The organism is Amycolatopsis sp. NBC_01480 (assembly GCF_036227205.1).
Taxonomy (GTDB): domain Bacteria; phylum Actinomycetota; class Actinomycetes; order Mycobacteriales; family Pseudonocardiaceae; genus Amycolatopsis.
In genome coordinates this window covers 6,674,801-6,701,639 of the sequence record NZ_CP109442.1, presented here as the reverse complement: position 1 = coordinate 6,701,639, position 26,839 = coordinate 6,674,801, and the positions used below count along the sequence as shown (strand labels likewise).

The 26,839-nt window shown below is 70.7% G+C and carries 29 protein-coding genes; 10 read left to right on the top strand and 19 right to left on the bottom strand.

Translation table 11 applies throughout. The annotated features are described in order from the left end of the window. Positions 1-44 precede the first annotated feature (44 nt). The 7 genes from OG371_RS32025 to pqqB form a co-directional block, all read right to left on the bottom strand. Positions 45-1,022 (bottom strand): class I fructose-bisphosphate aldolase, encoded by a 978-nt coding sequence (locus OG371_RS32025; RefSeq protein WP_329059208.1) that lies wholly within the window; start codon positions 1,020-1,022, stop codon positions 45-47. After that, on the bottom strand, positions 1,009-1,992 hold the full coding sequence (locus tag OG371_RS32020) for a LysR family transcriptional regulator (RefSeq protein WP_329059207.1): 984 nt from the start codon (positions 1,990-1,992) through the stop codon (positions 1,009-1,011). The genes OG371_RS32025 and OG371_RS32020 overlap by 14 nt, the downstream gene beginning before the upstream one ends. A gap of 577 nt (positions 1,993-2,569) precedes the next feature. Continuing rightward, positions 2,570-2,866, bottom strand: coding sequence for a hypothetical protein (locus OG371_RS32015; protein WP_329059206.1), 297 nt, complete (start codon positions 2,864-2,866; stop codon positions 2,570-2,572). 337 nt (positions 2,867-3,203) lie between these two features. After that, positions 3,204-4,301, bottom strand: a complete 1,098-nt coding sequence (pqqE, locus tag OG371_RS32010; RefSeq protein WP_329073331.1) for a pyrroloquinoline quinone biosynthesis protein PqqE — start codon at positions 4,299-4,301, stop codon at positions 3,204-3,206. A 5-nt stretch (positions 4,302-4,306) separates the two neighbouring features. Beyond that, entirely contained in the window at positions 4,307-4,582 is a 276-nt protein-coding gene (gene pqqD / locus OG371_RS32005) for a pyrroloquinoline quinone biosynthesis peptide chaperone PqqD (protein WP_329059205.1), read from the bottom strand. Beyond that, complete coding sequence (gene pqqC, locus OG371_RS32000; RefSeq protein WP_329059203.1) at positions 4,582-5,277, bottom strand: pyrroloquinoline-quinone synthase PqqC; 696 nt, start codon at positions 5,275-5,277, stop codon at positions 4,582-4,584. The genes pqqD and pqqC overlap by 1 nt, the downstream gene beginning before the upstream one ends. Further along, positions 5,274-6,176, bottom strand: a complete 903-nt coding sequence (pqqB, locus tag OG371_RS31995; protein WP_329059202.1) for a pyrroloquinoline quinone biosynthesis protein PqqB — start codon at positions 6,174-6,176, stop codon at positions 5,274-5,276. The genes pqqC and pqqB overlap by 4 nt, the downstream gene beginning before the upstream one ends. Before the next feature lie 594 nt (positions 6,177-6,770). On the opposite strand from pqqB, the gene hxlA reads away from it, so the two are divergent. From hxlA to OG371_RS31975, 4 genes are all read left to right on the top strand, one after another. Further along, positions 6,771-7,397: a 3-hexulose-6-phosphate synthase gene (hxlA, locus tag OG371_RS31990; RefSeq protein ID WP_329059201.1), complete on the top strand. Its 627-nt coding sequence runs from the start codon at positions 6,771-6,773 to the stop codon at positions 7,395-7,397. A gap of 72 nt (positions 7,398-7,469) precedes the next feature. Next, positions 7,470-7,760, top strand: a complete 291-nt coding sequence (locus OG371_RS31985; protein WP_329059200.1) for a hypothetical protein — start codon at positions 7,470-7,472, stop codon at positions 7,758-7,760. Between the two features lie 64 nt (positions 7,761-7,824). Next, the gene (locus OG371_RS31980; RefSeq protein ID WP_329059199.1) at positions 7,825-8,439 is read left to right on the top strand and encodes a GPR1/FUN34/YaaH family transporter; all 615 of its coding nucleotides are present in this window, start codon (positions 7,825-7,827) and stop codon (positions 8,437-8,439) included. Positions 8,440-8,511: 72 nt separating this feature from the next. After that, positions 8,512-9,714, top strand: coding sequence for an NAD(P)/FAD-dependent oxidoreductase (locus OG371_RS31975; RefSeq protein ID WP_329059198.1), 1,203 nt, complete (start codon positions 8,512-8,514; stop codon positions 9,712-9,714). Between the two features lie 54 nt (positions 9,715-9,768). Here the strand turns inward: OG371_RS31975 and OG371_RS31970 are convergent, their stop codons facing one another. Beyond that, positions 9,769-10,401 (bottom strand): MBL fold metallo-hydrolase, encoded by a 633-nt coding sequence (locus tag OG371_RS31970; RefSeq protein WP_329059197.1) that lies wholly within the window; start codon positions 10,399-10,401, stop codon positions 9,769-9,771. Next, positions 10,398-11,483 (bottom strand): S-(hydroxymethyl)mycothiol dehydrogenase, encoded by a 1,086-nt coding sequence (locus OG371_RS31965; RefSeq protein ID WP_329059196.1) that lies wholly within the window; start codon positions 11,481-11,483, stop codon positions 10,398-10,400. The genes OG371_RS31970 and OG371_RS31965 overlap by 4 nt, the downstream gene beginning before the upstream one ends. Before the next feature lie 147 nt (positions 11,484-11,630). Between OG371_RS31965 and OG371_RS31960 the strand changes: the two genes are divergently transcribed. Both OG371_RS31960 and OG371_RS31955 read left to right on the top strand, forming a co-directional pair. Beyond that, a complete protein-coding gene (locus tag OG371_RS31960) occupies positions 11,631-12,893 on the top strand; it encodes a helix-turn-helix transcriptional regulator (protein WP_329059195.1) in 1,263 nt (420 codons plus the stop codon). Positions 12,894-12,994: 101 nt separating this feature from the next. Beyond that, positions 12,995-13,606, top strand: a complete 612-nt coding sequence (locus OG371_RS31955; protein WP_329059193.1) for a TetR/AcrR family transcriptional regulator — start codon at positions 12,995-12,997, stop codon at positions 13,604-13,606. Positions 13,607-13,648: 42 nt separating this feature from the next. Here OG371_RS31955 and OG371_RS31950 read toward each other — a convergent pair whose 3' ends face one another. Continuing rightward, positions 13,649-14,617, bottom strand: coding sequence for a helix-turn-helix transcriptional regulator (locus tag OG371_RS31950; RefSeq protein WP_329059192.1), 969 nt, complete (start codon positions 14,615-14,617; stop codon positions 13,649-13,651). Positions 14,618-14,708: 91 nt separating this feature from the next. Here OG371_RS31950 and OG371_RS31945 point away from each other — a divergent pair, with 91 nt between their 5' ends. After that, positions 14,709-15,176 carry a nucleoside deaminase gene (locus OG371_RS31945; protein WP_329059190.1) on the top strand — a complete coding sequence of 156 codons (468 nt, stop codon included), beginning with the start codon at positions 14,709-14,711 and terminating at the stop codon, positions 15,174-15,176. 9 nt (positions 15,177-15,185) lie between these two features. Beyond that, a complete protein-coding gene (locus OG371_RS31940) occupies positions 15,186-16,148 on the top strand; it encodes an isopenicillin N synthase family dioxygenase (RefSeq protein ID WP_329059189.1) in 963 nt (320 codons plus the stop codon). Between the two features lie 71 nt (positions 16,149-16,219). On the opposite strand, the gene OG371_RS31935 is transcribed toward OG371_RS31940, so the two are convergent. Next, positions 16,220-17,407 carry a diguanylate cyclase gene (locus tag OG371_RS31935; RefSeq protein WP_329059188.1) on the bottom strand — a complete coding sequence of 396 codons (1,188 nt, stop codon included), beginning with the start codon at positions 17,405-17,407 and terminating at the stop codon, positions 16,220-16,222. 249 nt (positions 17,408-17,656) lie between these two features. On the opposite strand from OG371_RS31935, the gene OG371_RS31930 reads away from it, so the two are divergent. After that, positions 17,657-18,616 (top strand): chitinase, encoded by a 960-nt coding sequence (locus OG371_RS31930; RefSeq protein ID WP_329059187.1) that lies wholly within the window; start codon positions 17,657-17,659, stop codon positions 18,614-18,616. Positions 18,617-18,680: 64 nt separating this feature from the next. On the opposite strand, the gene OG371_RS31925 is transcribed toward OG371_RS31930, so the two are convergent. After that, positions 18,681-19,346, bottom strand: a complete 666-nt coding sequence (locus tag OG371_RS31925) for a cation transporter (RefSeq protein WP_329059186.1) — start codon at positions 19,344-19,346, stop codon at positions 18,681-18,683. Then, positions 19,343-19,669 carry a Cd(II)/Pb(II)-sensing metalloregulatory transcriptional regulator CmtR gene (cmtR, locus tag OG371_RS31920; protein ID WP_329059184.1) on the bottom strand — a complete coding sequence of 109 codons (327 nt, stop codon included), beginning with the start codon at positions 19,667-19,669 and terminating at the stop codon, positions 19,343-19,345. The genes OG371_RS31925 and cmtR overlap by 4 nt, the downstream gene beginning before the upstream one ends. Positions 19,670-19,781: 112 nt before the next feature. Between cmtR and OG371_RS31915 the strand changes: the two genes are divergently transcribed. Further along, positions 19,782-20,702, top strand: coding sequence for an alpha/beta hydrolase family protein (locus OG371_RS31915; RefSeq protein WP_329059183.1), 921 nt, complete (start codon positions 19,782-19,784; stop codon positions 20,700-20,702). A 5-nt stretch (positions 20,703-20,707) separates the two neighbouring features. Here the strand turns inward: OG371_RS31915 and OG371_RS31910 are convergent, their stop codons facing one another. From OG371_RS31910 to OG371_RS31885, 6 genes are all read right to left on the bottom strand, one after another. Next, positions 20,708-21,655 (bottom strand): NAD(P)-dependent alcohol dehydrogenase, encoded by a 948-nt coding sequence (locus OG371_RS31910; protein WP_329059182.1) that lies wholly within the window; start codon positions 21,653-21,655, stop codon positions 20,708-20,710. 156 nt (positions 21,656-21,811) lie between these two features. Further along, the gene (locus OG371_RS31905; protein ID WP_329059181.1) at positions 21,812-22,033 is read right to left on the bottom strand and encodes a hypothetical protein; all 222 of its coding nucleotides are present in this window, start codon (positions 22,031-22,033) and stop codon (positions 21,812-21,814) included. Positions 22,034-22,182: 149 nt separating this feature from the next. Then, positions 22,183-22,788 carry a TetR/AcrR family transcriptional regulator gene (locus tag OG371_RS31900; RefSeq protein WP_329059180.1) on the bottom strand — a complete coding sequence of 202 codons (606 nt, stop codon included), beginning with the start codon at positions 22,786-22,788 and terminating at the stop codon, positions 22,183-22,185. Continuing rightward, positions 22,788-23,621, bottom strand: a complete 834-nt coding sequence (locus tag OG371_RS31895) for an SDR family oxidoreductase (protein WP_329059179.1) — start codon at positions 23,619-23,621, stop codon at positions 22,788-22,790. The genes OG371_RS31900 and OG371_RS31895 overlap by 1 nt, the downstream gene beginning before the upstream one ends. Positions 23,622-23,690: 69 nt before the next feature. Beyond that, complete coding sequence (locus OG371_RS31890; RefSeq protein ID WP_329059178.1) at positions 23,691-24,857, bottom strand: acyl-CoA dehydrogenase family protein; 1,167 nt, start codon at positions 24,855-24,857, stop codon at positions 23,691-23,693. Beyond that, entirely contained in the window at positions 24,857-26,836 is a 1,980-nt protein-coding gene (locus tag OG371_RS31885; RefSeq protein WP_329059176.1) for an acetyl/propionyl/methylcrotonyl-CoA carboxylase subunit alpha, read from the bottom strand. Before OG371_RS31885 ends, OG371_RS31890 begins: the two co-directional genes overlap by 1 nt. Positions 26,837-26,839 lie beyond the last annotated feature (3 nt).

Below are 26,839 nucleotides of genomic sequence, written 5' to 3'. Positions count from 1 at the left end.
GATGCCGCTTCCACGGGCACCGGCCGAGCAATCCCCTCGGCCGCTCAGCGGGCGGCGGCGTTCGCCACGGCCCGGTCGGAGAGCGCCTTCTGGGCGGCTTCCCGCTTGCCGTTGTCGCCTCGCCAGGTCTCGAGCGCCGGCCCGACCAGCGCCCGGCCGAACGAGTAGGTGAGCTCCCACGGGAGCGGGTCGAGCCGCTGCATCGCCGCGAGGTGCTCGGTCGCCTTCTCCGGGCTCTGCCCGCCGGACAGGAAGGCGATGCCCGGCACGAACGTCGGCACCGTCTCCCGCAGCGCGTCCACTGTGGCCTCGGCGACTTCCCGGACCGACGGCTGCTCCGGGCAGTTCTTCCCGGCGACCACCATGTTGGGCTTGAGGACGATGCCGTCGAGCTGCACCTGCATCAGGTTGAGCTCGTCGAACAGCGACCGCAGCACCGACGTCGTGACCTGCTTGCACCGCGCCAGCGAGTGCGACCCGTCCATCAGCACCTCGGGCTCGACGATCGGCACGACGCCGCCTTCCTGGCACAGGCCGGCATACCGCGCCAGCGCGTGCACGTTGGCCCGCACCGCGCGGTCCGACGGCAGGCCGTCGCCGATCGTGATGGTCGCGCGCCACTTGGCGAACGTCGCCCCGAGCGCCGCGTAATTCCGTACGCGCTCGCGCAGCCCGTCGAGCCCCTCGGTAACGTTCTCGCCCGGTGCGCCCGCCAGCGGCTTCGCCCCGGTGTCGACCTTGATCCCGGCGAGGATGCCCAGATCGGCCAGAAACGCCGGGAAGGTCTGCCCGTTGGACAGCCGCTGGTGGAACGTCTCGTCCGCGAGGATGATGCCGCTGACCGACTCCGAGAGCTTCGGGGTCGTGACGATCAGTTCCCGGTACACGCGCCGGTTCTCCTCGGTCGCCTCGACGCCCACCCCTTCGAGCCGGGAAGACATCGTCCCGATGCTCTCGTCGGCGGCGAGGATTCCCCGCCGTTCGGAGACCATGATGCGAGCGATCTTGTTAAGAGTGGACATCGACTGTCATTCCTCCTGTGCTCGTGACTTTCGGGCCGAGCTCGGCGCCCGGCATCGGACTGCCCTTCGACGCCGCGATATCGACCAGTTCGCGCGCATGCCCGGGCAGTCCCCGGCGTTCGCTCCACGCCGCGTAGATCGGCTTCGCCGGCATCTCCTGATCGACCGGCACCAGCCGCAGCCGGCCATCCGCGATTTCGGACCGGACGGTGGAGATGTTCAGCACGGTCACCCGCTGGCCCGTGGCGACCACCTGCTTGACCGCCGCGCTGGAAGGGAGTTCGACGTAGCTTCGCGAAGCGCGCGCCGAACCCAGCAGCTCGTCCGTGAACTCCCGGAGCCCGGATCCCCGCTCGCGCAGCACCAACTGGGCCGACGCCAGTTCCCGCACCGTGACCGGACCGGCCCGCCGCGCCCACGGATGCAGCGCGCCGACGACCACGGCCAGCCGGTCGTCGCAGATGTACTGGGTGACCAAGTCCTCGCGAAACTGTTTCGGCACCGGGCTTCCGGCCTGGCACCAGCCGTCGACGAACGCGAGGTCGACGCGGTCGGCCCGGATCAGCCGGCGCAGCTCGTCGACGCCGCCGGTCTGCACCTCCACCCGCACCTCGCCGAACGAGAACCCGGAGCGGTTCAGCCATTCCGGGATCAGGTGCTCGGCCACGCCCGGGCTGCCCGCGAGCCGCAGCCGCTCGGCGCCGGCGGACTGGGATCCGGACCCGAACTCCAGCAGCTCCCGCGCCGCGTGCATCACGTTGCGGGCATACTTCGCGAGCATCTCCCCGTCCTCAGTCAGCTTCGAACCAGTAGGGGACCGCTCCAGCAGCCGAAGGCCGAGGCGGCGTTCCATGGCACTGATCCGGATGCTGGCCGCCGGCTGGGAAAGACTGTGCGCTTGCGCCGCCTTCCCCACGCTGCCGTAATGTTCGACCGACAGCAGCAGATCGAGATCGGCGAGCTGAGGCATTTTTGATGGAAGAACCACGATTTCCCCTCTCGCTCCGGAATGCGTCGTACTGCGCGATCAGAACACTCGTTGTGCGCGGAATGCGCGGTCATCGGCCGGCGCCGTGACCCGTGATGTGCCATGAGCGTGCCCCGGCCGGCCCGCTTGGTCAATCCGCGGGAAACGAACGTGCGCCCTGCGGACATGAACGGTGTGCAGTACGTCACCTGCGGGGCGGCCGGCGCTGAAGCCGTCGGCGCCGAGCAGGCACCCAGTGGCGCAAAGCCTTGCCAGACAAGGAACTCCGAGCCTTTCGTGGCGAGGACGGCACCGTTCGTCACCGAATCGAGGCCACCTGTTTCATTTCGGTAGCCCCGCTTTCGCCGCTTCGAAGATGCTTCGCGCCGAAGCACTCGCGAGAATCGCTCACCAGGAGGAAATACCGTGAAGTGGGAATCGCCGGAATACACCGTCGTCGAGGTTTGCGCTGAAGCCACGGGTTACTTCTACCGGGGCTGAGGGCGACTCCAGCCGGCGCAAGGCTCCAGGATGTCAGCGTAACTGGAGCCTTGCGCCTTCCACCGCCCGGTCCGGCCCGCTAATGCCTCGGGTACGCGGCGTCGCACTCGCGCGCCGCTCGCAGGAGGACGAGCTCGGTCCGTTCCTCCCGGAGGACCTTCACCACGTTTTCGGCCAGCAGGTCGCTCTCCAGCAGGCGGTCCGTACCCGTCAGCACGCTCTGCCCGGCGTTCGTGAACCGGGGATAGAGCGCGCGGGCGAACGCCACCGCGAACTCCGGCGCGACGGCACCCGGCATGCTCTCCACCGCCCGCAGGTAGCGATCCGCGTACGGGGTGAGCAACTCCTCCTGCGCCGGCTGCCGCAGGCCCGCCATGATCGCTTTCTTTTCCGCGAGCGAAAAGCCGTCCCTGAACAACCGCTGCCAGTCTCCTCCTTGCCGGCCGCGTCGGGGCGAGCAGCGGCCACCGTCAGGGCGTTCCGGCGGCCGCTGTCCCCCGGATCCACGCCCATCGCGACGTCCACCAGCCCGTCGAGGTCGCTGCCGATCGACGCGAGGCGGAACAATGCCGGAAGCGGATGACGGTGGTGGTCGCGAACTCGCGCTCGCCCGCCGTCAAGTCGAGCTCCACCTCGTACCGGACCTCGGAGACCCTCGCCGAACGCGCGGCTGCCTCGCCGCTCGTGAGCTTCGTTCCCGCCAACGGCATCCGTCAGCGCCCGCGCGCCGGCACCGTCGGACGCCGGTAAACCAGTTCCGCCGCTTCGCCGTGGTCCTGATTGGCACGGACCAGAGCGTCCTGCACCAGGTGGTGGTCCGGCGAGTGCTGGCACACCGGATCGGTTCGCGCCGCGTCGCCGGTCAGCGCGAACGCCTGGCAGCGGCAGCCGCCGAAATCGATCTCCTTGCGCGGGCAGCTCCGGCACGGGTCCGGCATCCAGTCCGTTCCCCGGAAGGCCTGGAACGACTCGGATTTCGCCCAGATCCACTCCAGGCCGTGGTCCCGCACCGACGAGAAGGCCATCGTCGTGATCTCCGCCGCCACCGGGCACGGGTACACGGTGCCGTCGGGCGCGACGGTCAGCGCGTTCTGCGCCCAGCCGCCCATGCACGGCTTCGGGTACGGCTCGTAGTAGTCCGGCAGGATCCAGAGGAGTTCCATGCGCTCCCCCAGCTCCGCCTTCCGGCGTTCGTAGACGGCCACCGCGTCGTCCAGCTGGGCTTTGCCCGGCATCAGCAGGTCGCGGTTGCGCAACGCCCAGCCGTAGTACTGGCTGTTGGCGAGCTCCAGCCGCTCGGCGCCCCACGCCACGCAGACGTCGATGATCGCGTCCAGCCGGTCCAGGTTCAGCCGGTGCAGCACCACGTTCATGTTCAGCGGCAGGCCGGCATCGCGGATGATGCGCGCGGCGGCCTCCTTCTTGTCGAACCGCTTGCTCGCGGCGACCAGGTCCGTCGATTCGGCGGCGTCGCCCTGGATGCTCAGCTGGGCGCTGTTGAGCCCCGCCGCGACCAGCGCTTCCGCCCGGCTCGCCGTCAGGCCGAGGCCGCTGGTGATCAGGTTGGTGTACAAGCCCAGGCGGCGGCATTCGGCGACCAGCGCCTCCAGGTCGCCGCGCACCAGCGGTTCGCCGCCGGACAAGTGCACCTGCACCACGCCGAGCCCGGCTGCCTCGCGGATCACCCGGAGCCAGTCTTCGGTGCCGAGCTCGTCCTGCCGGTCGAGCAACGCCAACGGGTTCGAGCAATACACGCAGTGCAGCGGGCACCGGTGCGTCACTTCGGCCAGCAGGCCGTACGGCTGCGGAATCCCGTTCACGCGACCACCACCCAGCCCCGTCCCCGCGCGTCCTGGAGGAACTTCATCACGTCGCTCGCGAGATCGTCGGCCTCGAAGTCCCGCTCCAGCTGGTCGACCACCTGGCGCACCGTCCGGCTGCCGTCGCACAGGCCCAGGATCGCCGCCCCGGACTTGTTCAGCAGCACCACTCGTTCCGGCAGCAGGAGCAGTTCCACGTCCCGGACATTGTCGTGCTTCAGCATCGCCTTCGTCGCCAGCTTCGGGATGGCGGTCAGCTCGGGCCGGTCCATCACGAGCTCTTGCGGTAGGCGAGTTCGACGGCGTCCAGCAGGCTCCAGAGCACGTCGCACTTGAACTCCAGCGCTCGGGCGCACGCGTCCTGCTGTGCCTTGGTCCCGGCGTTTTCGATCACCAGCTCGAGCAGGTGCGCGATGTCCTTGGGCTGCTGGACCAGGCGCGCCCGGAAGTACTCCAGGCCGGCCGGCGCGATCCACGGGTAATGCCTCTCGACGTCGATGATCCGCCGGCTCAGCAGACCCGGGGCGAACAGTTCGGTCAGCGCCGAGGCCACCGCTTCCAGCCACGGCTTCTCGCGGCAGAAATCCACGTAGGCGTCCACGGCGAACCGCACGCCCGGCAGCACCGTGTCCACGTCGAACAATTCTTCGCGGCTCAACCCGACCGCTTCGCCGAGGCGCACCCACTTTTCGATGCCGCCCTCGTCGCCGGTCCGCCCGTCGTGGTCGGTGATGCGCGTGATCCACCGGCGCCGGTCGTCCCGGCCGGGGAGCTTGGTCAGGATGAACGAGTCCTTCTTCGGGAGGTTCATCTGGTAGTAGAAGCGATTCCGGACCCATCCGCGGAACTCCGCCTCGGACAGCTCGCCCGCGTGCATCCGTTCGTTGAACGGGTGCAGATGGTGGTACCGCTTTTCGCCGATCGATCGCAGGTGCGCCTCGAACTCTTCGGCAGACCTGGCGTTCATACTTCCACCTCCAAGCCGGCTCGGCCGATCTCGATACCCAGCTCCGTGACCCGTTGTCGTTCCGCGGACGCTTCGTCGAGAATCGGGTTCGTGTTGTTGATGTGCGTGTAGATCTTCCGCTTCGCGGGCAGTGCGGCCAGCGCGCGGGCGGAGCCCTCGGCGCCGCTGACCGGCATGTGCCCCATGGACCGCCCGGTCCGGCTTCCCGCGCCGGTGCTGGACATTTCGTCGTCCGTCCAGAAGGTTCCGTCCACGAAGACGCAGTCAGCCGAAGCCAGCTGGTGCGCGAACTTCTCGTCCCATCGGGGCAACGTCGGCGCGTACACCGCTGTCCCGCCGGTCAGCTTGTCCTCCAGGCGGTAGCCCACCTCCCACTCCGACGAGGAGGTGCGCAGCTGTGAAGCTCCCACGTAGCGGGGCGCTTTGGACCCGGTCTGGAAGGGCGTGACGCGCAGCCGGTCGTCCAGGTCCAGCGGCTCGCCGATGCCGACCCGAGACCAGGCGAGGTCCGCGTAATCGCCCAGCAGCGCCCGGACCGGGAAGCACGAGGTCAGCGCCTCCAGCACGGGATCCGTCCCGTACACCGTCAGCGACGACTCCTCGCGAAGCATCAGCAGGCCGATGGTGTGATCGAATTCCGCGTCCGTCAGGACGACGCCGGCAATGGGCGTTTCGCGGATGCCCGGACCGGGGTGCAAGGCCGGATCCGCGGCGATCTGATGGTGGACGTCCGGGGTGGCGTTGAACAGCAACCACTTCTCGCCGTCGCCGGAGACCGCGATCCCCGCGTGCGCCGTCGCGGCTTCCGGCTTGGCACGCGCCTTGACACACCCGGCGCAGGCACAATTCCACTGTGGATAGCCTCCGCCCGCGGCGGCTCCGAGGCAGTGAATCAACATCTGTCAACGCCGGCCGCGGGAATCGGCCACCGGGAAATCCGGAATTTCGCGCCTCATGGCGTCTCCCTCACTGTCGACCGGTGACAGCGGCCGCGCACCGGGCCGCGTTGCCCGCCGAGGGTTCAGACCGCGCGATTGCCGGCTTTCGCCCGCCCTGAACTCGGCTATTCTCTCCGAGAGCTTCTTCGCTCGCGCCGGGCGTGGCAACCGATCGGAAACGACCGGAGCCGAATCACGGACGAACGGCGGCCGCGCCGCGACGAGCGGGGCGGCGAGGGCGAGGGCGCCGAACACCCGGTCCTTGGGGTCGCTGACCAGCGATTCCCCGGTGCTGCGGCCGCGGCCTTCCGGAGAGCCGAGCCGCGGGACGGCCGGCTCGCGACCGCAACCCCTTGCCCGGGGGCGCGCCCACGGTAAATCACCACCACACGGCGGGCGGTTATCGATTATGCCTATCAGGGGATTGTATTTGCGCATGTGGCCGGGTGTTGCCGGGTGCGGTCGCCGGGGTGATGGTTGGTGACCTGTCACGTTCCTTGGCGTGGCGGTCGGGTACGGAGCACTTTTCCCTTTCTATCGCGAAGGAGTTTTGTGATGCGGTTGCAGGTGGCGTTGGATGTGGTGGATTTGGGTTCGGCGTTGGGGTTGGCGCGTGAGGTGGCGGAGTTTGTGGATATTTTGGAGTTGGGGACGCCGTTGGTGAAGGCGGCGGGGATGGGTGCGGTGTCGGCGGTGAAGGCGGCGCATCCGGACAAGTTGGTGTTTGTGGATTTGAAGACGGCGGATGCGGGTGAGTTGGAGGCGGGGTTGGCGTTTGAGGCGGGGGCGGATTTGGTGACGGTGATGGGGGTGGCTGATGACGACACGGTGCGGGGTGCGGTGGCGGCGGGCCGGAGGTACGGCAAGGAGGTGGTGGCGGACATGATCGCGGTGTCTGTGGGTCGGGTGGCGCGGATCCGGGAGGTGGCGAAGCTGGGGGTGTCGTTCGTGGAGATTCATGCGGGTTTGGACGAGCAGGCGCGTGCGGGGTACAGCATCGAGAATTTGCTGGCGGATGGCCGGGAGGCGGGGGTGGCGTTCTCGATCGCGGGTGGGGTGAAGGCCGCGACGATCGGTGCGGTGCGGGAGGCGGGCGCGACGGTCGCGGTGGTCGGTGGCGGTATCTACAACGCCCCTGATCCGGCCGCCGCCGCGAAGGAACTCAAAAAACTCGCCGCCTGAACACAACCATCCCGCCGCACGCTGTCCGGCTACGGCAGAAACGCACGATCAGCGAAGAGGAAGGGAGTCGGCGTGGAAGGACGGAAATCAAGCGCTCGAGACGGCCGGGCACCGGCCGCGGGCGACAGCTACGGCTCGTTGATGCTGCAGGCCGCGGGCGTGCTCCGGCTGCGCTATGTGAAATGCAGCCGGGACAAGGCATTGTCGCCGGACGCGGCGGCCGAGCTGGCGGCCGTCTTCGAGGGCATCGCCCAGGGGTCGCCCGAGTTCGACCACATCGATCCGAAAGAGGCGATCGCGCTCGCGCACCGCCTGCTCGACGACGACAACCCCCAGCTTTCCCATCTGTGGCCGAAGGCCTGACCCACGGCCGCCGGCCGGCCCGGCCGCACTCGAGGATCAATCGCAACTCAACGAGGAGTACACGATGACCAATGCCGAAGCCACCGAGGCGCCCGCCCGGGCCTTGCCCGAGGGCGACCCGTCCCTGATCGGCGTGCCGACCTTCATCGTCGGCGCGACCGCGCTCGGCCTGGTGCTGACCGGGTACGTCCCGGCCGGCGCCGTCGGGGCCTCGATCGCGATCATCCTGCCCGCCACCGGCCTCGGCCAGCTCGTCGCCGCGGTGTGGGCCGCGGCGCTGGGCCAGAGCGCCGTCGCCTCCGTGTTCGGCATCTTCGCCGGGTTCTGGATCAGCTACGCGGTGCTGGTGCTCGGCCTGACCCACAACTGGTTCGGCATCGCCCCCGACGCCGCGGTCTCCACCCAGGGCCTGTTCCTGACCGCCTGGCTGATCATGATCGTCCTGCTGACGCTGGCCAGCCTGCGGCTGCCCGCCGCGTTCACGCTTCTGTTCGGCCTGATCGACCTCGCGCTCGCGCTCGTGCTGGTCGGCACCCTGAACGGGTCCACCGGTCTCACCACCCTGGGCGGCTACGTGGTGTTCGCGTTCACCGCCGTCGGCGTGTACCTGTTCGCCGGCGCGCTGTCCGCCGCGACGGGCGGCAGTCCGCTGCCGCTGGGCCGTCCGGTGCTGACCTGAGCGGAGGCGGGGCGGGCGGCCGGTTTTCGGCCGCCCGCCCGCATCCGTACGTATCGCCGAAGGAGTTCATCTGTGACCTCGCCGACCTTCCTCATCATCGGCGCCGGCCTCGCCGGGGCGAAAGCGGCAGAAGCTTTGCGGGACAAGGGTTTCGACGGCGAGATCACCATCGTCGGCGACGAAGACCACCTGCCCTACGACCGTCCGCCGTTGTCGAAGGACTATCTGGCCGGCAATGCCGCCCGTGACAGCCTGTACGTCCACGACGCCACCTGGTACGCCGAGCAGCGGATCGAACTGCGCCCGGGCGTCCGCGCGACCGCCATCGACCGGGCATCCCACCGGGTGTGGCTCTCGGACGGCGGCGGCCTCGGCTACGACAAGCTGCTCCTGGCCACCGGCGCGCGGCCGCGCACGCTGCCCGGTGCCGCCGGGGTCCACTACCTGCGCCGGGTCGAGGATTCGGACTGGCTCAAGGGCCTGTTCACCACCGCCGCCAGCCTGGCGGTGATCGGCGCCGGCTGGATCGGGCTGGAGATCGCGGCCGCCGCCCGCCAGGCCGGGCTGGACGTGACCGTCGCGGAAGCGCTCCCCTTGCCGCTGCTGTCCGCGCTCGGCCGGGAGGTCGGCGCCGTCTTCGCCGACCTGCACCTTCAGCACGGCGTCGACCTGCACCTCGGCGTGCGGGTCGAGAGCATCGAACGGGGCAAGCGGGCCACGCTCTCCAACGGCTGGGAGTTCGAGGCCGACGCGATCGTGGCGGGCATCGGCGCCCAGCCCAACACCGGCCTCGCGCGCGCCTGCGGGCTGCGGGTCGGCAACGGCGTGCTGGTCGACGCGAGCCTGCGCACCAGCGACCCGGACATCTTCGCCGCCGGGGACGTCGCCAACGCCTACCACCCGCTGCTGGGCCGGCATCTGCGCGTCGAGCACTGGGCGAACGCGCTCAACCAGCCCGTGGTCGCGGCGGCCGGAATGCTCGGCAAGGACGAGGTCTACGAGAAACTGCCCTACTTCTACACCGATCAGTACGACCTCGGCATGGAATTCGTCGGCAGCGTCGAGGGCTACGACCGTGTCGTGTACCGCGGCGACGTGCCCGGCCGCGAGTTCATCGCCTTCTGGCTCAAGGAAAACCGCGTCGTCGCCGGGATGAACGTCAACGTCTGGGACGTCGTCGAACCGATCGGCGCGCTCATCCGCTCCGGCCGCCCGGTCGATCCGGACCGCCTGGCCGACCTCGGCCGGCCGCTCGAAGAAATCGGCGCCGCCTGACCGGGCCGGCCGGTAATCGTCCATTTCGGACGGCTCCCGGCCGGCCCGATCGGATCAATGCCCGCGCGTGATCCATTCCGACAGGTGCGGCGCCTCGGCACCGATGGTCGTGCCGTCACCGTGTCCGGTGTGGACCTTCGTGTCGCCGGGCAGCGCGAGCAGCCGGTCCCGGATCGAGGAGATGATCGTCGGGAAGTCCGAAAAGGACCGTCCGGTCGCGCCGGGGCCGCCGGAGAACAAGGTGTCGCCGGAGAACAGCGCGCCGGCTTCGGGCAGGTGCAAGCAGATCGAGCCGGGCGAATGCCCCGGGGTGTGGACGACCTGCAGCTCCGTCCCCGCGACCGCGATCCGCTCGCCGTCCTGCACGGGCCAGAACTTCCGCCCGGGATGGGTGAGCTCCCAGAGCGCCTGGTCGCCGGGGTGCAGTAGCACCGGGGCGTGCAGGTTCGCGCCGAGCGCGGGCGCGACCGTGACGTGGTCGTTGTGCCCGTGCGTGCAGACCACGGCCACCACATTGCGGCCGTTGACGGCCTCGGTGATCGCCTTCTCGTCATGGGCGGCGTCCACGATCACGACGTCCTGGTCGTCGCCGATCAGCCAGATGTTGTTGTCGACGTCCCAGGTGCCGCCGTCGAGCTGGAAAACGCCCGAGGTGACGACCCGTTCGATCCGCAGCGCCCCGCTCACAGCACCACCACCGAGCGCAGCACGTCGCCGGCGTGCATTGCGTGGAACGCCTTCTCGACGTCGGCGAGGCCGATGCGCTCGGAGACGAATTTCTCGAGCGGCAGCCGGCCCTGGCGGTGCAGGTCGACCAGCATCGGGAAGTCCCGCTCCGGCAGGCAGTCGCCGTACCAGGAGGATTTCAGCGCGCCGCCGCGGGAGAAGAAGTCGAGCAGCGGCATGTCCAGCCGCAGGTCCGGCGTGGGCACGCCGACCAGCACCACCGTGCCGGCGAGGTCGCGGGCGTAGAACGCCTGCTTCCAGGTCTCCGGACGGCCGACGGCGTCGATGACCACGTCGGCGCCGAAACCCCCGGTGAGATCCTGCACCGCGGCGACCGTGTCGGTTTCGGACGCGTTGACGGTGTGCGTGGCGCCGAGGTCACGTGCCCACTCGAGCTTCCGCTCGTCCCGGTCCACCGCGATGATCGTGGTCGCCCCGGCCAGGCGGGCGCCGGCGATCGCCGCGTCCCCGACTCCCCCGCAGCCGATCACCGCGACCGAGTCGCCGCGTCCGACCGCGCCGGTGTTCACCGCGGCGCCGAGGCCCGCCATCACGCCGCACCCCAGCAGGCCCGCGACCGCCGGGTCCACGGCGGCATCCACCTTGGTGCACTGTCCGGCGTGCACCAGCGTCTTGTCCGCGAACGCGCCGATGCCCAGCGCCGGGGTCAGCTCGGTGCCGTCGGCCAGCGTCATGCGCTGCGTCGCGTTGAAGGTGTCGAAGCAGTACTGCGGGCGCCCGCGCCGGCACGCCCGGCACTGGCCGCACACCGCGCGCCAGTTCAGGATGACGAAATCGCCGGGCCGCACGGAGTCGACGCCGGCGCCGACGCTTTCCACCGTGCCCGCGGCCTCGTGCCCGAGCAGGAAGGGGAACTCGTCGTTGATCCCGCCCTCGCGGTAGGTCAGGTCGGTGTGGCAGACCCCGCAGGCCGCCACGTCGACGACGACCTCGCCGGGCCCGGGGTCCGGGACCACGATGTCGGCCAATTCCACCGGGCTGCCCTGCGAACGGGCGATCACACCGCGCACCTGCTGTGGCATTCCTCTTCCTTCGTGCCGAGCGACAAGCCGTGCGCCGGAGCGCATACGTCCTCGACGCTAACCCGGCGGCGGCCGGCCGCCGCCCGTCCGACAGTCGAGGATTTACTGGTCTTCCGACCAGGTGGCCGCCGGGTTAGGCTGACCGCGATGGCTGCTGACCAGGACTCCCCGGCCGCCGTCGACCTGCGCGCGCTCCGCGATGTCGTCGACGGCCCGCTGCACGAGATCGCCGGCCGGTTCTCCCGTTTCCTCGCCGACCTCTGGCCGCACCGCGCTCTCGTCGTCTTCACCCGGGAGTGCACCGGCCGGCCGCGCAAAGTCGCCGGCGAGGCCGCGACGACCGGCAAGATCACGATCGCCGAGCTCGAAGAGCTGAAGGCCGCCGTCCGGCCCGGCCCGGCGGTCAGCACGACCGCGCGCCTCGGCGGCGCGGTCCGCACGGTCTGGTCCGCGCACGATCCCGGCGGCACGCTGCTCGTGCTGCTCCCCCGGCCGGCACCGAAACCGGTCCCGCAGCCCGAGCTGCTCGCCGGTCTCTTCGGGATCGTCGCGACCTCCATCCGGCAGCAGGTCGTCCAAGCCAGCCCGGACTACCTCGCGGAATCCCTCGCGGCGTCGAGCGAACGCGCGCGCACCATCGTCGAAATGGCCGCAGCACAGGAAAGAACGCTGGTCACCGTCCTGGCCGCGTTGCGCTCGACCAAACTGGACGCCGAGGGCGCCCGGCGCGCCGCGACCGAAGCCGCTTCCGACGCGTTGGTGGCGCTGCGGTCCGCCCGCGCCACCGATCTCGCCGTGTCGGAAGAGCCGGCCCACGCCGCCTTCACCCGGCTGCGCCGGGAAGTCCGGCAGGTGCTGCGCCATCACGACGCCGACTTGGAGTTCGTGCCGCCGGCCAAGGACGCGCCGGCGTTGACCGGCGAACTCGCGCACGCCGCGCGCGCGATGACCGGCACCGCGGTGCTGGCGTTCACCGCGCAGCCGACACTGGCCCGGCTGCGCATCGCGTGGTCGTGCGACGATTCGCTCCTGCGCTTGGACATCCGCGACCAGGAGTCCGGCCGCCTCGACGCCAACGAGCTGCGTATCCAGCTGGCCGGGCGGGCGAAGGCGCTCGGTGCCACCGTGGACGTCGACGCGGTCCCGGGCTGGGGCAGCCGCGCCACGATCGCGCTCCCCCTCGCCGTCGCTGCCGAAAGCGCCGACGCGCCCGGGCTCTCCCAGCTCAACCGGCGTGAGATCGAAGTGCTGCGGCACGTCGCCCAGGGCCTGCGCAACAAGGCGATCGCCGCGCGGCTCGGCATCACGGAGAGCACGGTCAAGTTCCACGTCGCCAACGTGCTGAAGAAGCTGGAAATCAGCTCGCGCGGGGAAGCCGCCGTAATGGCGCTGAGCGCCGGGATCACTTGACGGCGAGGCCTTGCCAGCCGGACCGGGACGCCGGCGCTGGGCGCCGGCCACTGAGCAAGCGCTTAGAATGGCCCCGACGGTGGATCAGGAAGGATCGCGGGATGACGATGTCGCTCTCGGCCGATTTGTGGCCCGACGTGCAGCCCGAGACCGCGCGCCGGCTCATGCTGGCCGGGGTGGAGTCCTTCGCGCGGCGGGGCTACCACGCCACGACTACCCGCGACATCGCGAGCGCCGCCGGGATGAGCCCGGCGGCGCTGTACGTGCACTTCCCGTCGAAGGCGGCGCTGCTGTTCGCCATCAGCCGCAGCGGGCACGAGCAGACGCTGGGGCTGGTGCAGAACGCGGTGGCGAAGGTGCAGGACCCGGTCGAGTGCATCCGCCTGATGGTGGCGGACTTCGTGGCCTGGCACGCGCGGCGGCACACCATCGCGCGGGTGGTGCAGTACGAGCTGAACGCCTTGCCGGAGCGGGAACTCGAGGTCGTCACCGAGCTTCGCCGCGAGATCGAGCGCCTGGTCCGCGAGGTGATCACCCAGGGCTCGGCGACCGGCGCCTTCACCGTCGCCGACCCGCGCACCGCGGCCCGCGCCGTTCTGTCGCTGGGGGTCGACGTGGCGCGCTGGTACAGCGAGCGCAGCCGCCAGACCCCGGAGGCGCTGGGCAAGGAGTACAGCGAACTCGTGCTGCGCATGCTCGGCACCCGGCCCTGAAAGCTCGTGAGTGTTCATGACGGTTAGAACCGGCACAAACACTCACGAGGCCGAGCCGGCGGCGGCGCGGGCGAAGCGCTCCGCGATCCGGGCCAGCCGCTCGACCAGCCCGGGCGGCGCCTCCTCCACCACGAAGTCGTAGTCCCACTGCGCGAGGTAGAACGGGATCACGTCGAGGTCGTGCGAGCCGGTCCGGATCCGGCAGCTGTGCTCGTCGACCGGCTCGACCGCCCCGGCCGTCGGCGGGACGCGCTCGGCCAGCACCGACGCCGGCACGGCCACGCGCAGCACCACCTGATGCGCGTACGGCGCCGCGGAGATCGCGCGCGAGACGTAAGCCGCGAGGTCGGCCGCTGGCGGTTCCCTTGGTGTGAAACGGAAACCGGGCGCCGGGACGCCGTCGATGCGGTCCACGCGGAAGGTGCGCCAGTCTTCACGGCCCAGGTCGTACGCCACCAGGTACCAGCGCCGTCCGGTGTGGACCATCCGCAGCGGCTCGACGTTCCGCTCCCCGACGTCGCCCGCGTGCGTGCCGTAGGTGAAACGCAGGCGCTCGTGGTCACGGCAGGCGGCGGCGATCACCGTGAGCACCTCCGAGTCCACCACCGGACCGCCGCTGCCCAGCGTCAGCGTCACGGTCTGCAGCGCGCTCACCCGGTGCCGCAGCCGCGCGGGCAGCACCTGCTCGAGCTTGGCCAGCGCGCGCACGGACGTCTCCTCGATGCCGGACACCGTGCCGTTGGCCGCGGTCCGGAGGCCGACGGCGACGGCCACGGCCTCGTCGTCGTCCAGCAGCAGCGGCGGCAGCGCGGCCCCGGCGCCGAGCCGGTACCCGCCCGCGACCCCGGGCGTCGCGTGCACCGGGTAGCCCAGGCCACGCAGCCGTTCGACGTCACGCCGGACAGTGCGGACGTCCACGCTGAGCCGCTCGGCCAGGTCCGGTCCCGGCCAGTCGCGCCGGGCCTGGAGCAGGGACAGCAGGCGCAGCAGCCGCTCGGAAGTTCCGTACATGCACCTCACTCTGCCAGACAACGCGGACAGTTCCGGTCCGCGTTGCCGGGCAGGACTTGCCGTCACCCGCCGTGTCCGGTGAGAGTGGCGCATGCAGATCGACCCGCTGAAGCTGCTTGCCGTCGCCCGCGCGGAGGCCGAGCTGGGCCAGGCCGAGGGCGGCGTGCCGATCGGCGCCGCGCTGTTCGGCCGCGACGGCACCCTGCTCGGCCGCGGGCACAACCGCCGGGTGCAGGACGGCGACCCGTCGCTGCACGCCGAGACCACGGCGTTCCGCAACGCCGGCCGCCGCCCGCACTACCGCGACACGATCATGGTCACCACGCTCTCGCCGTGCTGGTACTGCAGCGGGCTGGTGCGCCAGTTCGGCATCCCGCACGTGATCATCGGCGAGGCCGAGACGTTCCACGGCGGGCACGACTGGCTGGCCGGGCTCGGCGTCACGATCGAGCTGCTGGACGACCCCGCGTGCATCGCGCTGATGACCGATTTCATCTCCCGGCGCCCGGAACTGTGGTTCGAGGACATCGGGGTTCCGTCCACTTCGGACAATCCATAGGAGACGACCATGCCCGCCGCCGTCCCGCTCGTCGACCTGTCCCCCTGGTACGCCGGCACGCCCGAAGGCCGGGCCGTGGTGGCGGCCGAGATCGACCGCGCGCTGCGCGAGTCCGGTTTCCTGCTCGTCACCGGCCACGGCGTGCCTTCGGAGTTGCGCGCCGAAACGCGGGAGCTGGCGCGCCGGTTCTTCGCGCTGCCGCCCGAAGTGAAGCAGCGGTACGCCGTGACCGTCGGCGGCCGCGGCTGGCTGCCGCCCGGCGTCGAGGCCAACGGTTACGCCGAGGGCACCGAAACGCCGCCGGACCTGAAGGAGTCGTACTCGGCCGGCGCGGACACGGGTGTCGGCGACCCGGCCGTCGACGGGTTCTGGTTCCAGCCCAACGTCTGGCCCGCCGAGGTCCCCGGCCTGGCCGCCACCGCGCGGGAGTACATGGCCCGCATGCGCGCGCTGTCCGACGACCTGCTGCGGGTCTTCGCGCACGCGCTGGCCCTGGCGCCCGACCACTTCACGCGGCACACGGGCCGTCCGACGTACACCTTCAACATCAACCGCTACCCGCCGCTGACCAGCGTCGGCCCGCCCGAGCCGGGCCAGTTCCGGATCGGCCCGCACACCGATTTCGGCACCGTGACCGTGCTCGACCGCCAGTCCGGCGCCGGCGGCCTCCAGGTCTGCACCGCCGAAGGCGACTGGGTGGACGCGCCCTTCGACGAGTCCGCCTTCACCGTCAACATCGGCGACCTGATGGCCCGCTGGACCGGCGACCGCTGGCGCTCCACCCGCCACCGAGTGCTGCCCCCGCAGCCCACCGCCCCCGATGAAGACCTCGTCTCTTTGATCTTCTTCTACGAAACCGACCACGACGCGCGCATCACGTCACTGGCACCGCCGCTGGGCCGCGTCGCCTATCCGGAAGTGCTCGCTTCGGCTTACCTGAAAGAGAAACTGGACGCGATCACGATGCAGTGACCACGGTGCCGTCAAGGACTCCTTGCCCGCGTCCTACGCAGGTAAGGAGTCCTTGACGGATTCCGGCCCGCTCAGGACGCGCGCACCGTCCGGTTGCGCCCGGTTTCCTTGGCCTCCCGCACAGCCGCGCCCGCCGCCGCGAAGACGGCCGCCACCGGGTCGCCGTGGTCGGGGCGGGCGGCGACGCCCACGGAGACCGTTGCCCAGGCGAATTGGGGGCTGCCGTAGGCCGCTTTCAGGGCGACGGCGGTCGAGGCGACGCGCAGGCGGAGGCGCTCGGCGATGGCCAGCGCGTCGAAACTGCCGGTGCCGGGCAGGAGCACGGCGAACTCGCCGCCGCCGGAGCGGCCGACCAGGTCGGCGGACCGGACCTCGGCGCGCAGGGTGTCGGCGATCGCGCGCAGGACGGCGTCGCCGACGCGGCGGCCGTGGCGGGCGTTGAGGCCGGCGAAATCGTCCAAATCGAGCACCAGCACGGCGAACGCGGGCGCCGGCGTCTCCCGCGCGGCGTCCCACCAGGCGACGGCCGTGAGCACGCCGGTGCCGGGGTCCACGGAGGTCTGGTCGCGGCCCGCGCGGCCGAACTCGCCGCGGTAGAGCACCACCAGCCCGGCCGTGAGCGGCAGCAGCACCCACGGCGAATCCGCGACGGCCCAGGCCAGTGCGACGCCGAGCCCCAGCATCGCGCCGTCGAACAGCACCGCGTACGAGCCAGCGGACGGACGCCCGTCGACCGCGGCCGGCAGCCCGGCGTCGACCACCCCGAACACCAGCGCCGCCACCACCGCCGAGACAATCGACGACGATCCGGTCAGGATCAGGAACCCGGCGGCCAGCAGCACGGCCACCGCCGTGGCGGCGACGTCGAACACCTGCCGGTACGCGGGCAGCCGCCGGATCCGGGCCCACCGGTGCAGCCCGGACAGCACGGCCAGCGCCACCGCGAGCAGCGGCGGCAGCACCACCGCGCCGGCCAGCAGCCAGGGCGTGCCGAAACCCGGCCCCAGCAACGATTCCCCGCGGCCGCGTTCCGCTGACCGGCACAGTTCGGCACTCGCGAGCAGTCCGGCGAGCAGCATCGCAAACGCTTCCGCGGAGGTGAGCGAGACCGGCACCAGCAGCGCGGCGGCGACGGTCCCGGCCGGCGCGGCGAGGTCGGCCACCAGCACCAGGGCCCGGCGGGGATGGCGCCACAGCGCCCAGCCGTCGAGCGAGGGCAGCCGCCAGCGCCGGCCGGCCGCCGCCGAATCCCCCATCATTTCGGCAAATTAGCCCACCCGGCTGCCGCTGTCACTCCGCCTACCGTGGCACCCGGCCCTCGCGCCGGTGGTGACCTACTTTCGTACTGTCTGTCTTTTTCCGCCCGTGCGGGGACCTTGACACTTACCAATGGTCTAGTCCACCGTGAGCTGGCACACAACCCGCCTCCTGGTTGATACCGCCGCATCATCTTCGGAGGTACTCCGCACCAGCACGCCCCGGCGTGCGTCCCCACCGCTGGAGGACCTATGAAACCCCTGCGCCGCCTGGCCACGCTCGCGCTCGCCGCGGGTGCCGCGCTGGCCACCACGGCCGGCTTCGCCCCGTCGGCGATGGCCGCTCCCGATCCCGTGCTCGCCTCGCCCTACCTGTACCAGTGGGGCGGCCAGTCCGACCCGGCCGCGGCCATGTCCGCGACCGGCGTCAAGTCGTTCACGCTCGCGTTCATGCTGTCCAACGGCACCTGCAACCCGCAGTGGGACGGCAACCGCGCGCTCGACGGCTCCGACGCCGGGCTGATCAAGACCATCCGCGACGCCGGGGGCGACGTGATCCCGTCGTTCGGCGGCTGGTCGGGCAACAAGCTCGGCGCCACCTGCGCCACGCCCGAGGACCTGGCCGGCGCGTACCAGAAGGTGATCGACGCCTACCAGCTCAAGGCGATCGACCTCGACATCGAGAACACCGACGAGTTCGAGAACCCGACGGTGCAGGACCGCATCCTGAGCGCGGTCAAGATCACCAAGGACAAGAACCCGGGCCTGCGCGTCGTCGTCACCATGGGCACCAGCACCACCGGCCCCAGCGACACCGGCAAGCGGCTGATCACGCAGGCGAAGGCGCTCGGCGCGGACATCGACGTCTGGTCGGTCATGCCGTTCGACTTCTCCAGCGGCGGCGACATGGCCGCGATGACCGAGTCGGCCGTCGACGGGCTGGCCGCCCAGCTGAAGTCCACCTTCGGCTGGGACGACGCCACCGCGTACAGCCGCAGCGGCCTGTCCTCGATGAACGGCAACACCGACAACGCCGGCGAGACCGTGACCGTGGACAACTTCACCGCGATCCGCGATTACGCCACGAGCCACCACCTGGGCCGCTTCACCTTCTGGGCCACCAACCGCGACTGCAGCGGCGGCGGCGACTGCAGCGGCATCGACCAGGCGCAGTACGCGTTCACCAAGATCGTGGCCGGGTACAACGGCTGATCCCGCTTTGCCGTCAAGGCCTCCTTACCCGCACCCGACGCAGGTAAGGAGGCCTTGACCGCGTTCAGCAGCAGTGGTCGCCGCGCCAGGCTTCGCGGCCTTCTTTGACGGCGACGGCGGCGATGATCAGCGCGACGACCGGATCCGCCCAGGACCAGCCGAAGAGGCTGTTGAGCAGCAGGCCGACCAGCAGCACGCCGGAAAGGTAAGTGCAGAGCAGGGTTTGCTTGGAATCGGCCACGGCGCTGGACGAGCCGAGTTCCCGGCCGGCGCGTCGTTGGGCGTAGGACAGGCCCGGCATGACCAGCAGGGACACCGCGGCCAGCACGATGCCGACAGTCGAGTGCCCCGCGGCGCCAGGCCCGAGCAGGGAAACGGCCGCGTCAACCGTTACATAGGCGGCGAGCGCGAAGAACGACAGCGCGATGACCTTCAACGCCGTGCGTTCACGGGCCTCGGGATCGGCGCCGGAGAACTGCCAGGCGACCGCGGCGGCGGAGGCGACCTCGATGACGGAATCCAGTCCGAAGCCGATCAACGCGGCGGACGACGCCGACGAACCGGCCGCGATCGCGATGACCGCCTCGACGACGTTGTAGGTGATCGTCGCCGCGACGAACCAGCGCACTCGCCGCGACAGAACCGCCCGCCGGGCCGTGTTTTCCACCGCAGGCGGGGCACAGCAGGTGTCGTGGGTTCGCGGTGCCGCGAGATTCTCGGGCCCAGTCATCGGGCCACCTCGTCGAGACAAGGCTCGGCCGTGTCGACGGCGAGCACCACCTTGGCCAGCTCGTTCAGCGCCTTCGCCAAATGCGGATCAGCCAACGCATACCGCACCTGACGCCCCTGGTAAGCCGCGACGACCAGCCCGCACCCGCGCAGGCAGGCCAGGTGATTGGACACGTTCGACCGCGACAGCCCCAGCTCCGCGGCCAGCGCCCCGGGGTAACGGGTCCCGTCCAGCAGCGCGACCAGGATCCGGCACCGGGTCGGGTCGGCCAGCGCGCGGCCGAGCCGGGCCAGCGCGTCCCCTCGCGTCTCACACTTCAGCATAGAGACGACAGTACAGCATCAAGTGAACTATGCCGAGCACGAGTGGACAAATCGGAGCAGCGTTCCGTATAGTTTCGGAACAACGCTCCGCTTAACCAGTGAAGGGAACACCATGGCCGAATCTGCTCCAGTCCTCTCGGTCAGCCCAGTCGTGCTGCCCACGCCCGGCCGCGCCGTGGACCTGCAACTACGGGTCTCCGCGCCGATGACCGGGACCGGCCTGCCGATCATCCTGTTCTCCCACGGCCATGGCCGCTCGAACCACCTGTCCTCCCTGAACGGCTACGCCCCGCTCGCCAATTTCTGGGCCGCACAAGGGTTTGTGGTCATCCAGCCCACCCACCTGAGTTCGTCCACGCTGAGCCTGGACCCCGGTGACCCCGAAGCCCCGCTGTACTGGCGATCGCGGGCCGAGGACATGACGCGCGTCCTCGACGGGCTCGACCTGATCGAGGCCGCCGTCCCGCTGCTTCCCGGACGGCTCGACCGGGACAAGGTCGCCGTCGCCGGGCATTCGCTGGGCGGGTACACCGCGAGCCTGCTGCTCGGCGCGCGGCTCACCGATCCCCGCGACGGCACCGAAGTCGTCCTGGCCGAGCCCCGGATCAAGGCGGGCGTGCTGCTGGCCGCGCCCGGCCAGGGCGGCGACGACCTCAGCGAATTCGCGGCCGAGCACTTCCCTTTCTTCCGCACCACCGATTTCTCCGCGATGACCACACCCGCGCTGGTGGTCGCCGGCGACCAGGACCTCTCGCCCCACCTGACGGTCCGCGGCGCGGACTGGCACGCCGACCCGTACCGGCTCTCCCCCGGCCCCAAGTCCCTGCTCACCCTCGTCGGCGGGGAGCACGGGCTCGGCGGGGTCTCGGGTTACGACGTCGCCGAGACCACGGACGAGAATCCCGAGCGCGTCGCCGCGGTCCAGCAGCTGACCTCGGCCTACCTCCGCAGCCGGCTTTACCCCGGGGATTCCACCTGGGGTAAGGCATGTGCCGCGTTGCCGGAACCGCTCGGCCGGGTCGAATCCAAGTAACGAGTTCAGGCGAGCCGCACGACGATCTTGCCCCGCACGCCGCCCTGCTCGAACGCCCGATGCGCGGCGACGACTTCCTCCAGCGGGAACACCCGGTCGAGCTGCGGCCGGATCGCGCCGGCCGTGACCCAGCGGCCCAGCTCGGCGAACAGCGAGGAACCCGGGTTGCCGCTGAAGAACCGGACCCAGCGACGGCGGTGCACCGCGTTGGCGGCGATGTACCCCAGCGAACGGACGAGATGGTCGAGGTCGAAGGCGATCGCCACCATCCGCCCGTTCGGGGTGAGCAGCCGGCGGAAAGCTGGCAGGTCCGTGCCGACCGCGTCCAGGATGACGTCGAAGCGCCCCAGGTCCCCGGGCGCGCGGTAGTCGATCGCCTCGTCCGCGCCCAGCTCTTTGGCCAGGTCCAGGTTTCCGGCGCTGGTGAGCGCGGTGACGTGCGCGCCCATCGCCTTCCCGAGCTGCACGGCGATGTACCCGACGCCGCCGGTCGCGCCGCGGACGAGCAGACGCTCACCGGGCGCGAGCGCCGCCTTGTCACGTAACGCGGTGATCGCCGTGGTCCCGACGGGCAGCGTCACGGCCTGCACCGCGTCGAGCCCGGCCGGCACGTGGTCGAGCCGCCCGGGCGACACCGCGACGTACTCCGCGGCCGAGCCCATCCGCCGGCCGATCAGTCCCCAGACCAGGTCGCCGGCCGCGAACCGGCTGTTCCCTGCTTCGACCACCTCGCCGGCGAAGTCGATCCCCATGCGCTTCGGGAATTTCTTGCCACTGAACGGAAGCAGCCGCCCAGCGCGCATGGCGGACTCACCGCCGTTGATCGAAACCGCGTGCACGCGGACCAGGACGTCGCCGGGGCGCGGCCGGGGAACGGGCGCGGTGGTCACGGAGAGGACGTCGGCCGGACCGTACTTTTCGTAGGTGACAAGCCGCATCGAAGGGGAGGTCATGCCCCCGTTGTAGCCGCGGAACCGGATGGGGTCATCCGGTTGGGCCGAAGTGAGAGAAGCCCGGACGGCATCGCATCGCTTGCGGCCGTCGCCGGGTTCAAAGCCTCATCGAACGCGCGAACGAAGCCGCAACGCGCGGTGACCGATGGTGTTCGTTCAGGCGGCTTGCGTGATCAGCAGAGCGGCGTGCCCGGCTTCGGTCAGCCGAGCGGGCACCAGCCCGGCGGAGACCTCGACCTCGGGGCGGATGTAGCCGCCGTGGGCCAGCAGGTGCGCGGTCATCTGGTCACAGCAGGCGAAACCGTCGACGAAGAGGTCGGGCTCGCAGCTCGACGACATCTGGGCGCGGTCCGCGGCGACGGCACGGAGCATGGCCATCGCGCGGTGGGTGAGTTCGACCTCTGCCTCTGCTGAACCTGATCCGGACACCGGAACCGACCTTCTTCCACGGGAGCACTTACTGGAGCACTTACTACGAGTCATCGCTCATTGCTCCAATAGTGTTAGCAACAGCACTGAGACGTTGACTAGACCTCTGCCGTTCCCTCGAGCCGGGCTTCCAGCGTTCTTGCCCATTCGGACACGATCTGGTCCCGGCGGCGGGCGTCGTCGGTCAGCAGATTGGCCAGGCCGAGGCCGCGGGCCAGGTCGAGGGTGGCCTGGACCAGCTCGCGGACGCCGGGCCGGCTCTCGTCGGCGCCCAGCAGCTCCACCGTCACCCGGTGCGCCTCCCGGCCGACCCGCGCCTCCAGCGGCACCATCACGCCGCGCAACTGCTCGTCGGTGGAGGCGACCGACCACAGCTGCAACGCGGCGCGGAACATCGGCCCGGTGTAGAGCGTGAGCACCATCTCGACCACTCGCTCGATCCGCGAGGGCCCGCTCGGCAGGCGCGCGGCCCGGGTGCGCAGCTCGTCCAGCTGGGCCTCCCCGAGCAGCTCCACGGCCGCCGCGACCAGCGACTCCCGCGTCGGGAAGTGGTGCTGCGCGGCGCCGCGGGACACGCCGGCGCGCTCGGCGATCACGGCCACCGTGACGCCGTGCCAGCCCCGCTCGCCGATGCAGTCCATGGCGGCCTCGATCAGCCGCCGGCGAGTGGTGCGGCTGCGCTCCTGCTGCGGTTCCCGGAGCATCAGGCCGGGTCGACCCAGAAGTCGAGCTGAAGGTCGGCTTCCGTGCCGCCGATCCGGTACCTCGCGAAGTCCGTGACGCCCTCTTCGCGCAGCACCTCGTCGTCGAGGAAGAAGTTCCCGGTCGTCTCGCGGCTGGGCCGGGTGAGGATCGCGTACGCGGCGTCGGCCATGATCTCCGGCGTCCGGCTGCGGTCGGCCAGCTCGGCGCCGACGACGTTGCGGATCGCCGCGGTGTCGATCGTGGTGCGCGGCCACAGCGAGTTCGCCGCGATGCCGTCCGCCTTCAGCTCCGCGGCGAGCCCGACGGTCACCAGGCTCATCGAGTACTTCGCGATGCTGTACGCGAGGTGCCCGGCGGTGAACCACTTCTCGTCCAGGCTGATCGGCGGCGACAGCGTGAGCACGTGCGGGTTCGCCGACTTGCGCAGGTGCGGGATGGCCAGCTTGGACAGCAGGAAGGTGCCGCGCGCGTTGATGTCCTGCATCAGGTCGTAGCGCTTCATGCTGACCTGCTCGGTGGGCGTCAGGTCGATCGCGCTGGCGTTGTTCACCACGATGTCGATCCCGCCGAACTGCTCGACGGTCTTCGCCACCGCGGCCGCCACGCCCTCGTCGTCGCGGACGTCGCCAAGGATGGGCAGCGCCCGGCCGCCGGCCTTCTCGATCGCTTCGGCGGCGGTGTAGATGGTGCCGGGCAGCTTCGGGTGCGGTTCGGCGGTCTTGGCCAGCAGCGCGACGTTCGCGCCGTCGGCGGCCGCGCGCAGGGCGATCGCCTCGCCGATGCCGCGGCTGCCACCGGACATGATGATCGTCTTGCCGGCCAAGGTGGCCATGGGAACCTCCATAGTGGATAAAGCTCGTGAGTGTTAATGACGGTTCTAACCGTCATCAACACTCACGAGTCAGTAGGACTTCGGCAACCCGAGGCTGTGCTGCCCGACGAAGTTGAGCACCATCTCCCGGCTGACCGGCGCGATCCGGCCCAGCCGCACCGCGGTGACCAGCGAGCCGAGGCCGTACTCGGTGGCCAGCCCGTTGCCGCCGTGGGTCTGCACCGCCTGGTCGACGGCGTGGATCGCGGCCTCGGCGGCGGCGTACTTGGCCATGTTGGCGGACTCGCCGGCGGCGAAGTCGTCACCCGAGTCGTACAGGGAGGCGGCCTTCTGCGTCATCAGCTTGGCCATCTCGAACTCGATCTTGATCTGCGCGAGCGGGTGCGCCAGGCCCTGGTGCGAGCCGATCGGCGCGCCCCACACCTGGCGCTCGTTCGCGTAGGCCACAGCCTTCTCCAGCGCGTACCGGGCGGTGCCGAGCGAGAACGACGCGCCCATGATCCGCTCCGGGTTGAGCCCGGCGAACAACTGCGCGATCGCCGCGTCCTCGTCGCCGACCAGCGCCTCGGCGGGCAGGTGGACGTCGTCGAGGAACAGCGAGAACTGGTTCTCCGGCGCCACCAGGTCCATGTCGATCTTGGTGAACTCGAAGCCCGGCGCGTCGGTGGGCACGATGAACAGCGCGGGCTTGAGCCGCCCGGTCTTCGCGTCCTCGGTGCGCCCGACGACGAGCACGGCGTCCGCCTCGTCGACCCCGGAGATGAACACCTTGCGGCCGCTCAAAACCCAGTCTCCACCGTCGCGCCGAGCGGTGGTGGTGATCTTGTGCGAGTTGGACCCGGCATCGGGCTCGGTGATCGCGAAGACCATCTTCCGGCTGCCGTCGGCGATGCCGGGCAGCCACTGCTTCTTCTGCTCGTCGGTGCCGAAGCGGGAGATCACCGTGCCGCAGATGGCCGGCGAGACGACCATCAGCAGCAGCGGCGAGCCCGCCGCGGCGAACTCCTCCAGCACCGCGCCGAGGTCCGCGATCCCGGCGCCGCCCCCGCCGTACTCCTCGGGCAGGTTCACGCCGAGGTAGCCGAGCCGGCCGGCCTCGTTCCACAGTTCGACGGTCTTTTCACCCGAGCGGGCCTTCCCGGCGTAGTACTCGTGGCCGTACTTGCGCCCGAGCTCGCCCGCCGCCTTGCGCAGCGCGGTGCGCTCCTCGGGCTCGACGAAGTTCATCGCGTTCATCAGCTTTCTCCCAACACAGCTTCGCCCACCACGGCCAGAATCGTGCCGACCTCGACCTGCAACCCGACTTCCACCGGCAGCTCGGTGACCACGCCGTCGGCGGGCGCGGCGATCCGGTGCTCCATCTTCATCGCCTCCAGCCACAGCAGCGGGTCGCCCGCCGCCACGACGTCGCCCGCGGCCACGGCGAGCCGCACGACCGTGCCCGGCATGGGCGCGACGAGCGAGCCCGCCGCCAGCGCCGCGGCCGGGTCCGCGAACCGCGGGGCCACGGCGAACGTCACCGGCCCGAGCGCGGAGTCCACAAAGGATTCCCAACCGTGCCGCGCGACGGTGAACGCGCGCCGCACACCGGAGACGTCCAGCACCACGCGGCCGGGTTCGGCGCTGACCAGCTCGACGCCCTCGTAGCCCTCGGCCCGCAGGCCGTCCCGGGTCAGCGCGTAGACGACCTCGTACGTGGTGTCGCCGCGGCTGAACTCCTTGCGCTGCCCGGCCGAGCGGACGTTGCGCCAGCCGCTGGGCAGCCGGCCGAGCGTCCGCGCGCTGGCCCGGTTGCCCGCCGCGTCGGCCAGCGCCGCGGCGAGGGCAGACAGGCGTTCGGTGCCCACAGTGGCCAGCGGCTTCGCCAGCGTGGCCAGGCCGTGCCGGTCGAAGAACGCGGTGTCGGTCTCCCCGGCCAGGAAGGCTTCGTGGCGCAGGACGTTCACCAGCAGGTCGCGGTTCGTGACCACACCGTGGATCTTCGCACCCGCGAGCGCCGTAGCGAGCCGCCGGGCCGCCTCGTCACGAGTCGGGGCCCAGGCGATCACCTTCGCCAGCATCGGGTCGTAGTGCACGCCGACGACGGAGCCGGACTCGACGCCGGAGTCCAGCCGCAGACCGGCGCCGGGGGTGAACTCACGGTCGACGCCGGGGACCTCGAACGTGTGCAGCGTGCCGCTTTGGGGCTGCCAGTCGGCGACGCCGTCCTGGATCGTCACCGTCTCGGCGTAGAGCCGGACTTCAATCGCATGTCCTTGCGCCGCAGGCGGTTCCGGCGGCAGCTTCGCCCCTTCGGCGATCGAAAGCTGCCACGCCACCAGGTCCAGCCCGGTCACGTTCTCGGTCACCGGGTGCTCGACCTGGAGGCGGGTGTTCATCTCCAGGAAGTAGAACCGCCCGTCCGGACCGGCGAGGAATTCGACGGTGCCCGCGCCGACGTAGTCGATCGCCTGCGTCGCCTTGCGCGCGGCGTCGAACAGCTCCGCGCGCATGGCCGTGTCGACAAAGGGAGAAGGCGCCTCTTCCACGACCTTCTGGTGCCGGCGCTGGATCGAGCACTCCCGCTCCCCCACAGCCCACACCGTGCCGTGGCGGTCGGCCAGCACCTGGACCTCGATGTGCCGCCCGGTCTCCAGGTAGCGCTCGCAGAACACGGTCGGGTCGCCGAACGCCGAACCGGCCTCCGCGGCGGCACCGGTCACGGCCTCGGCCAGCTCGCCCAGCTCCCGCACCACGCGCATGCCCCGACCACCGCCGCCCGCGGACGCCTTGACCAGCAGCGGCAGATCGGCCTCGGTCACCTCGGCCGGGTCCAGTTCGGCCAGCACCGGCACCCCGGCGGCGGACATCAGGCGCTTGGACTCCACTTTGGAGCCCATCGTCGCGATCGCCTCCGGCGGCGGGCCGACCCAGGTCAGTCCCGCGTCCACAACGGACTGGGCGAACGCGGCGTTCTCCGACAGGAAGCCGTATCCCGGGTGCACGGCGTCGGCTCCCGCGTCCGCCGCGGCCTTCACGATCAGTTCGCCGCGCAGGTACGTCTCACCTGGCGCGTTGCCCGGCAGCCGCACGGCGACGTCGGCCTCCGCGGTGTGCGGGGCCCCGGCATCGGCGTCGGAGAACACCGCCACGGTGCCGATCCCGGCGTCGCGGCAGCTGCGGAACACCCGGCGGGCGATCTCGCCGCGGTTGGCGACCAGCAGGTTTCGCATCACGAA

What these genes read in the sequence shown, in the direction of transcription:
- OG371_RS31925 (WP_329059186.1), bottom strand. Translation starts at nt 19,346, where the DNA reads ATGACTGGGCCCGAGAATCTCGCGGCACCGCGAACCCACGACACCTGC.
- OG371_RS31900 (WP_329059180.1), bottom strand. Translation starts at nt 22,788, where the DNA reads ATGCTCCGGGAACCGCAGCAGGAGCGCAGCCGCACCACTCGCCGGCGG.
- OG371_RS31905 (WP_329059181.1), bottom strand. Translation starts at nt 22,033, where the DNA reads ATGGCCATGCTCCGTGCCGTCGCCGCGGACCGCGCCCAGATGTCGTCG.
- pqqD (WP_329059205.1), bottom strand. Translation starts at nt 4,582, where the DNA reads ATGGACCGGCCCGAGCTGACCGCCATCCCGAAGCTGGCGACGAAGGCG.
- OG371_RS31950 (WP_329059192.1), bottom strand. Translation starts at nt 14,617, where the DNA reads ATGTACGGAACTTCCGAGCGGCTGCTGCGCCTGCTGTCCCTGCTCCAG.
- OG371_RS31895 (WP_329059179.1), bottom strand. Translation starts at nt 23,621, where the DNA reads ATGGCCACCTTGGCCGGCAAGACGATCATCATGTCCGGTGGCAGCCGC.
- cmtR (WP_329059184.1), bottom strand. Translation starts at nt 19,669, where the DNA reads ATGCTGAAGTGTGAGACGCGAGGGGACGCGCTGGCCCGGCTCGGCCGC.
- OG371_RS32025 (WP_329059208.1), bottom strand. Translation starts at nt 1,022, where the DNA reads ATGTCCACTCTTAACAAGATCGCTCGCATCATGGTCTCCGAACGGCGG.
- OG371_RS31945 (WP_329059190.1), top strand. Translation starts at nt 14,709, where the DNA reads ATGCAGATCGACCCGCTGAAGCTGCTTGCCGTCGCCCGCGCGGAGGCC.
- OG371_RS31915 (WP_329059183.1), top strand. Translation starts at nt 19,782, where the DNA reads ATGGCCGAATCTGCTCCAGTCCTCTCGGTCAGCCCAGTCGTGCTGCCC.
- pqqC (WP_329059203.1), bottom strand. Translation starts at nt 5,277, where the DNA reads ATGAACGCCAGGTCTGCCGAAGAGTTCGAGGCGCACCTGCGATCGATC.
- OG371_RS31910 (WP_329059182.1), bottom strand. Translation starts at nt 21,655, where the DNA reads ATGACCTCCCCTTCGATGCGGCTTGTCACCTACGAAAAGTACGGTCCG.
- OG371_RS31935 (WP_329059188.1), bottom strand. Translation starts at nt 17,407, where the DNA reads ATGATGGGGGATTCGGCGGCGGCCGGCCGGCGCTGGCGGCTGCCCTCG.
- OG371_RS32015 (WP_329059206.1), bottom strand. Translation starts at nt 2,866, where the DNA reads ATGGCGGGCCTGCGGCAGCCGGCGCAGGAGGAGTTGCTCACCCCGTAC.
- OG371_RS31955 (WP_329059193.1), top strand. Translation starts at nt 12,995, where the DNA reads ATGACGATGTCGCTCTCGGCCGATTTGTGGCCCGACGTGCAGCCCGAG.
- pqqB (WP_329059202.1), bottom strand. Translation starts at nt 6,176, where the DNA reads ATGTTGATTCACTGCCTCGGAGCCGCCGCGGGCGGAGGCTATCCACAG.
- hxlA (WP_329059201.1), top strand. Translation starts at nt 6,771, where the DNA reads ATGCGGTTGCAGGTGGCGTTGGATGTGGTGGATTTGGGTTCGGCGTTG.
- OG371_RS31930 (WP_329059187.1), top strand. Translation starts at nt 17,657, where the DNA reads ATGAAACCCCTGCGCCGCCTGGCCACGCTCGCGCTCGCCGCGGGTGCC.
- OG371_RS32020 (WP_329059207.1), bottom strand. Translation starts at nt 1,992, where the DNA reads ATGCCTCAGCTCGCCGATCTCGATCTGCTGCTGTCGGTCGAACATTAC.
- OG371_RS31960 (WP_329059195.1), top strand. Translation starts at nt 11,631, where the DNA reads ATGGCTGCTGACCAGGACTCCCCGGCCGCCGTCGACCTGCGCGCGCTC.
- OG371_RS31940 (WP_329059189.1), top strand. Translation starts at nt 15,186, where the DNA reads ATGCCCGCCGCCGTCCCGCTCGTCGACCTGTCCCCCTGGTACGCCGGC.
- OG371_RS31890 (WP_329059178.1), bottom strand. Translation starts at nt 24,857, where the DNA reads ATGAACGCGATGAACTTCGTCGAGCCCGAGGAGCGCACCGCGCTGCGC.
- OG371_RS31965 (WP_329059196.1), bottom strand. Translation starts at nt 11,483, where the DNA reads ATGCCACAGCAGGTGCGCGGTGTGATCGCCCGTTCGCAGGGCAGCCCG.
- OG371_RS31980 (WP_329059199.1), top strand. Translation starts at nt 7,825, where the DNA reads ATGACCAATGCCGAAGCCACCGAGGCGCCCGCCCGGGCCTTGCCCGAG.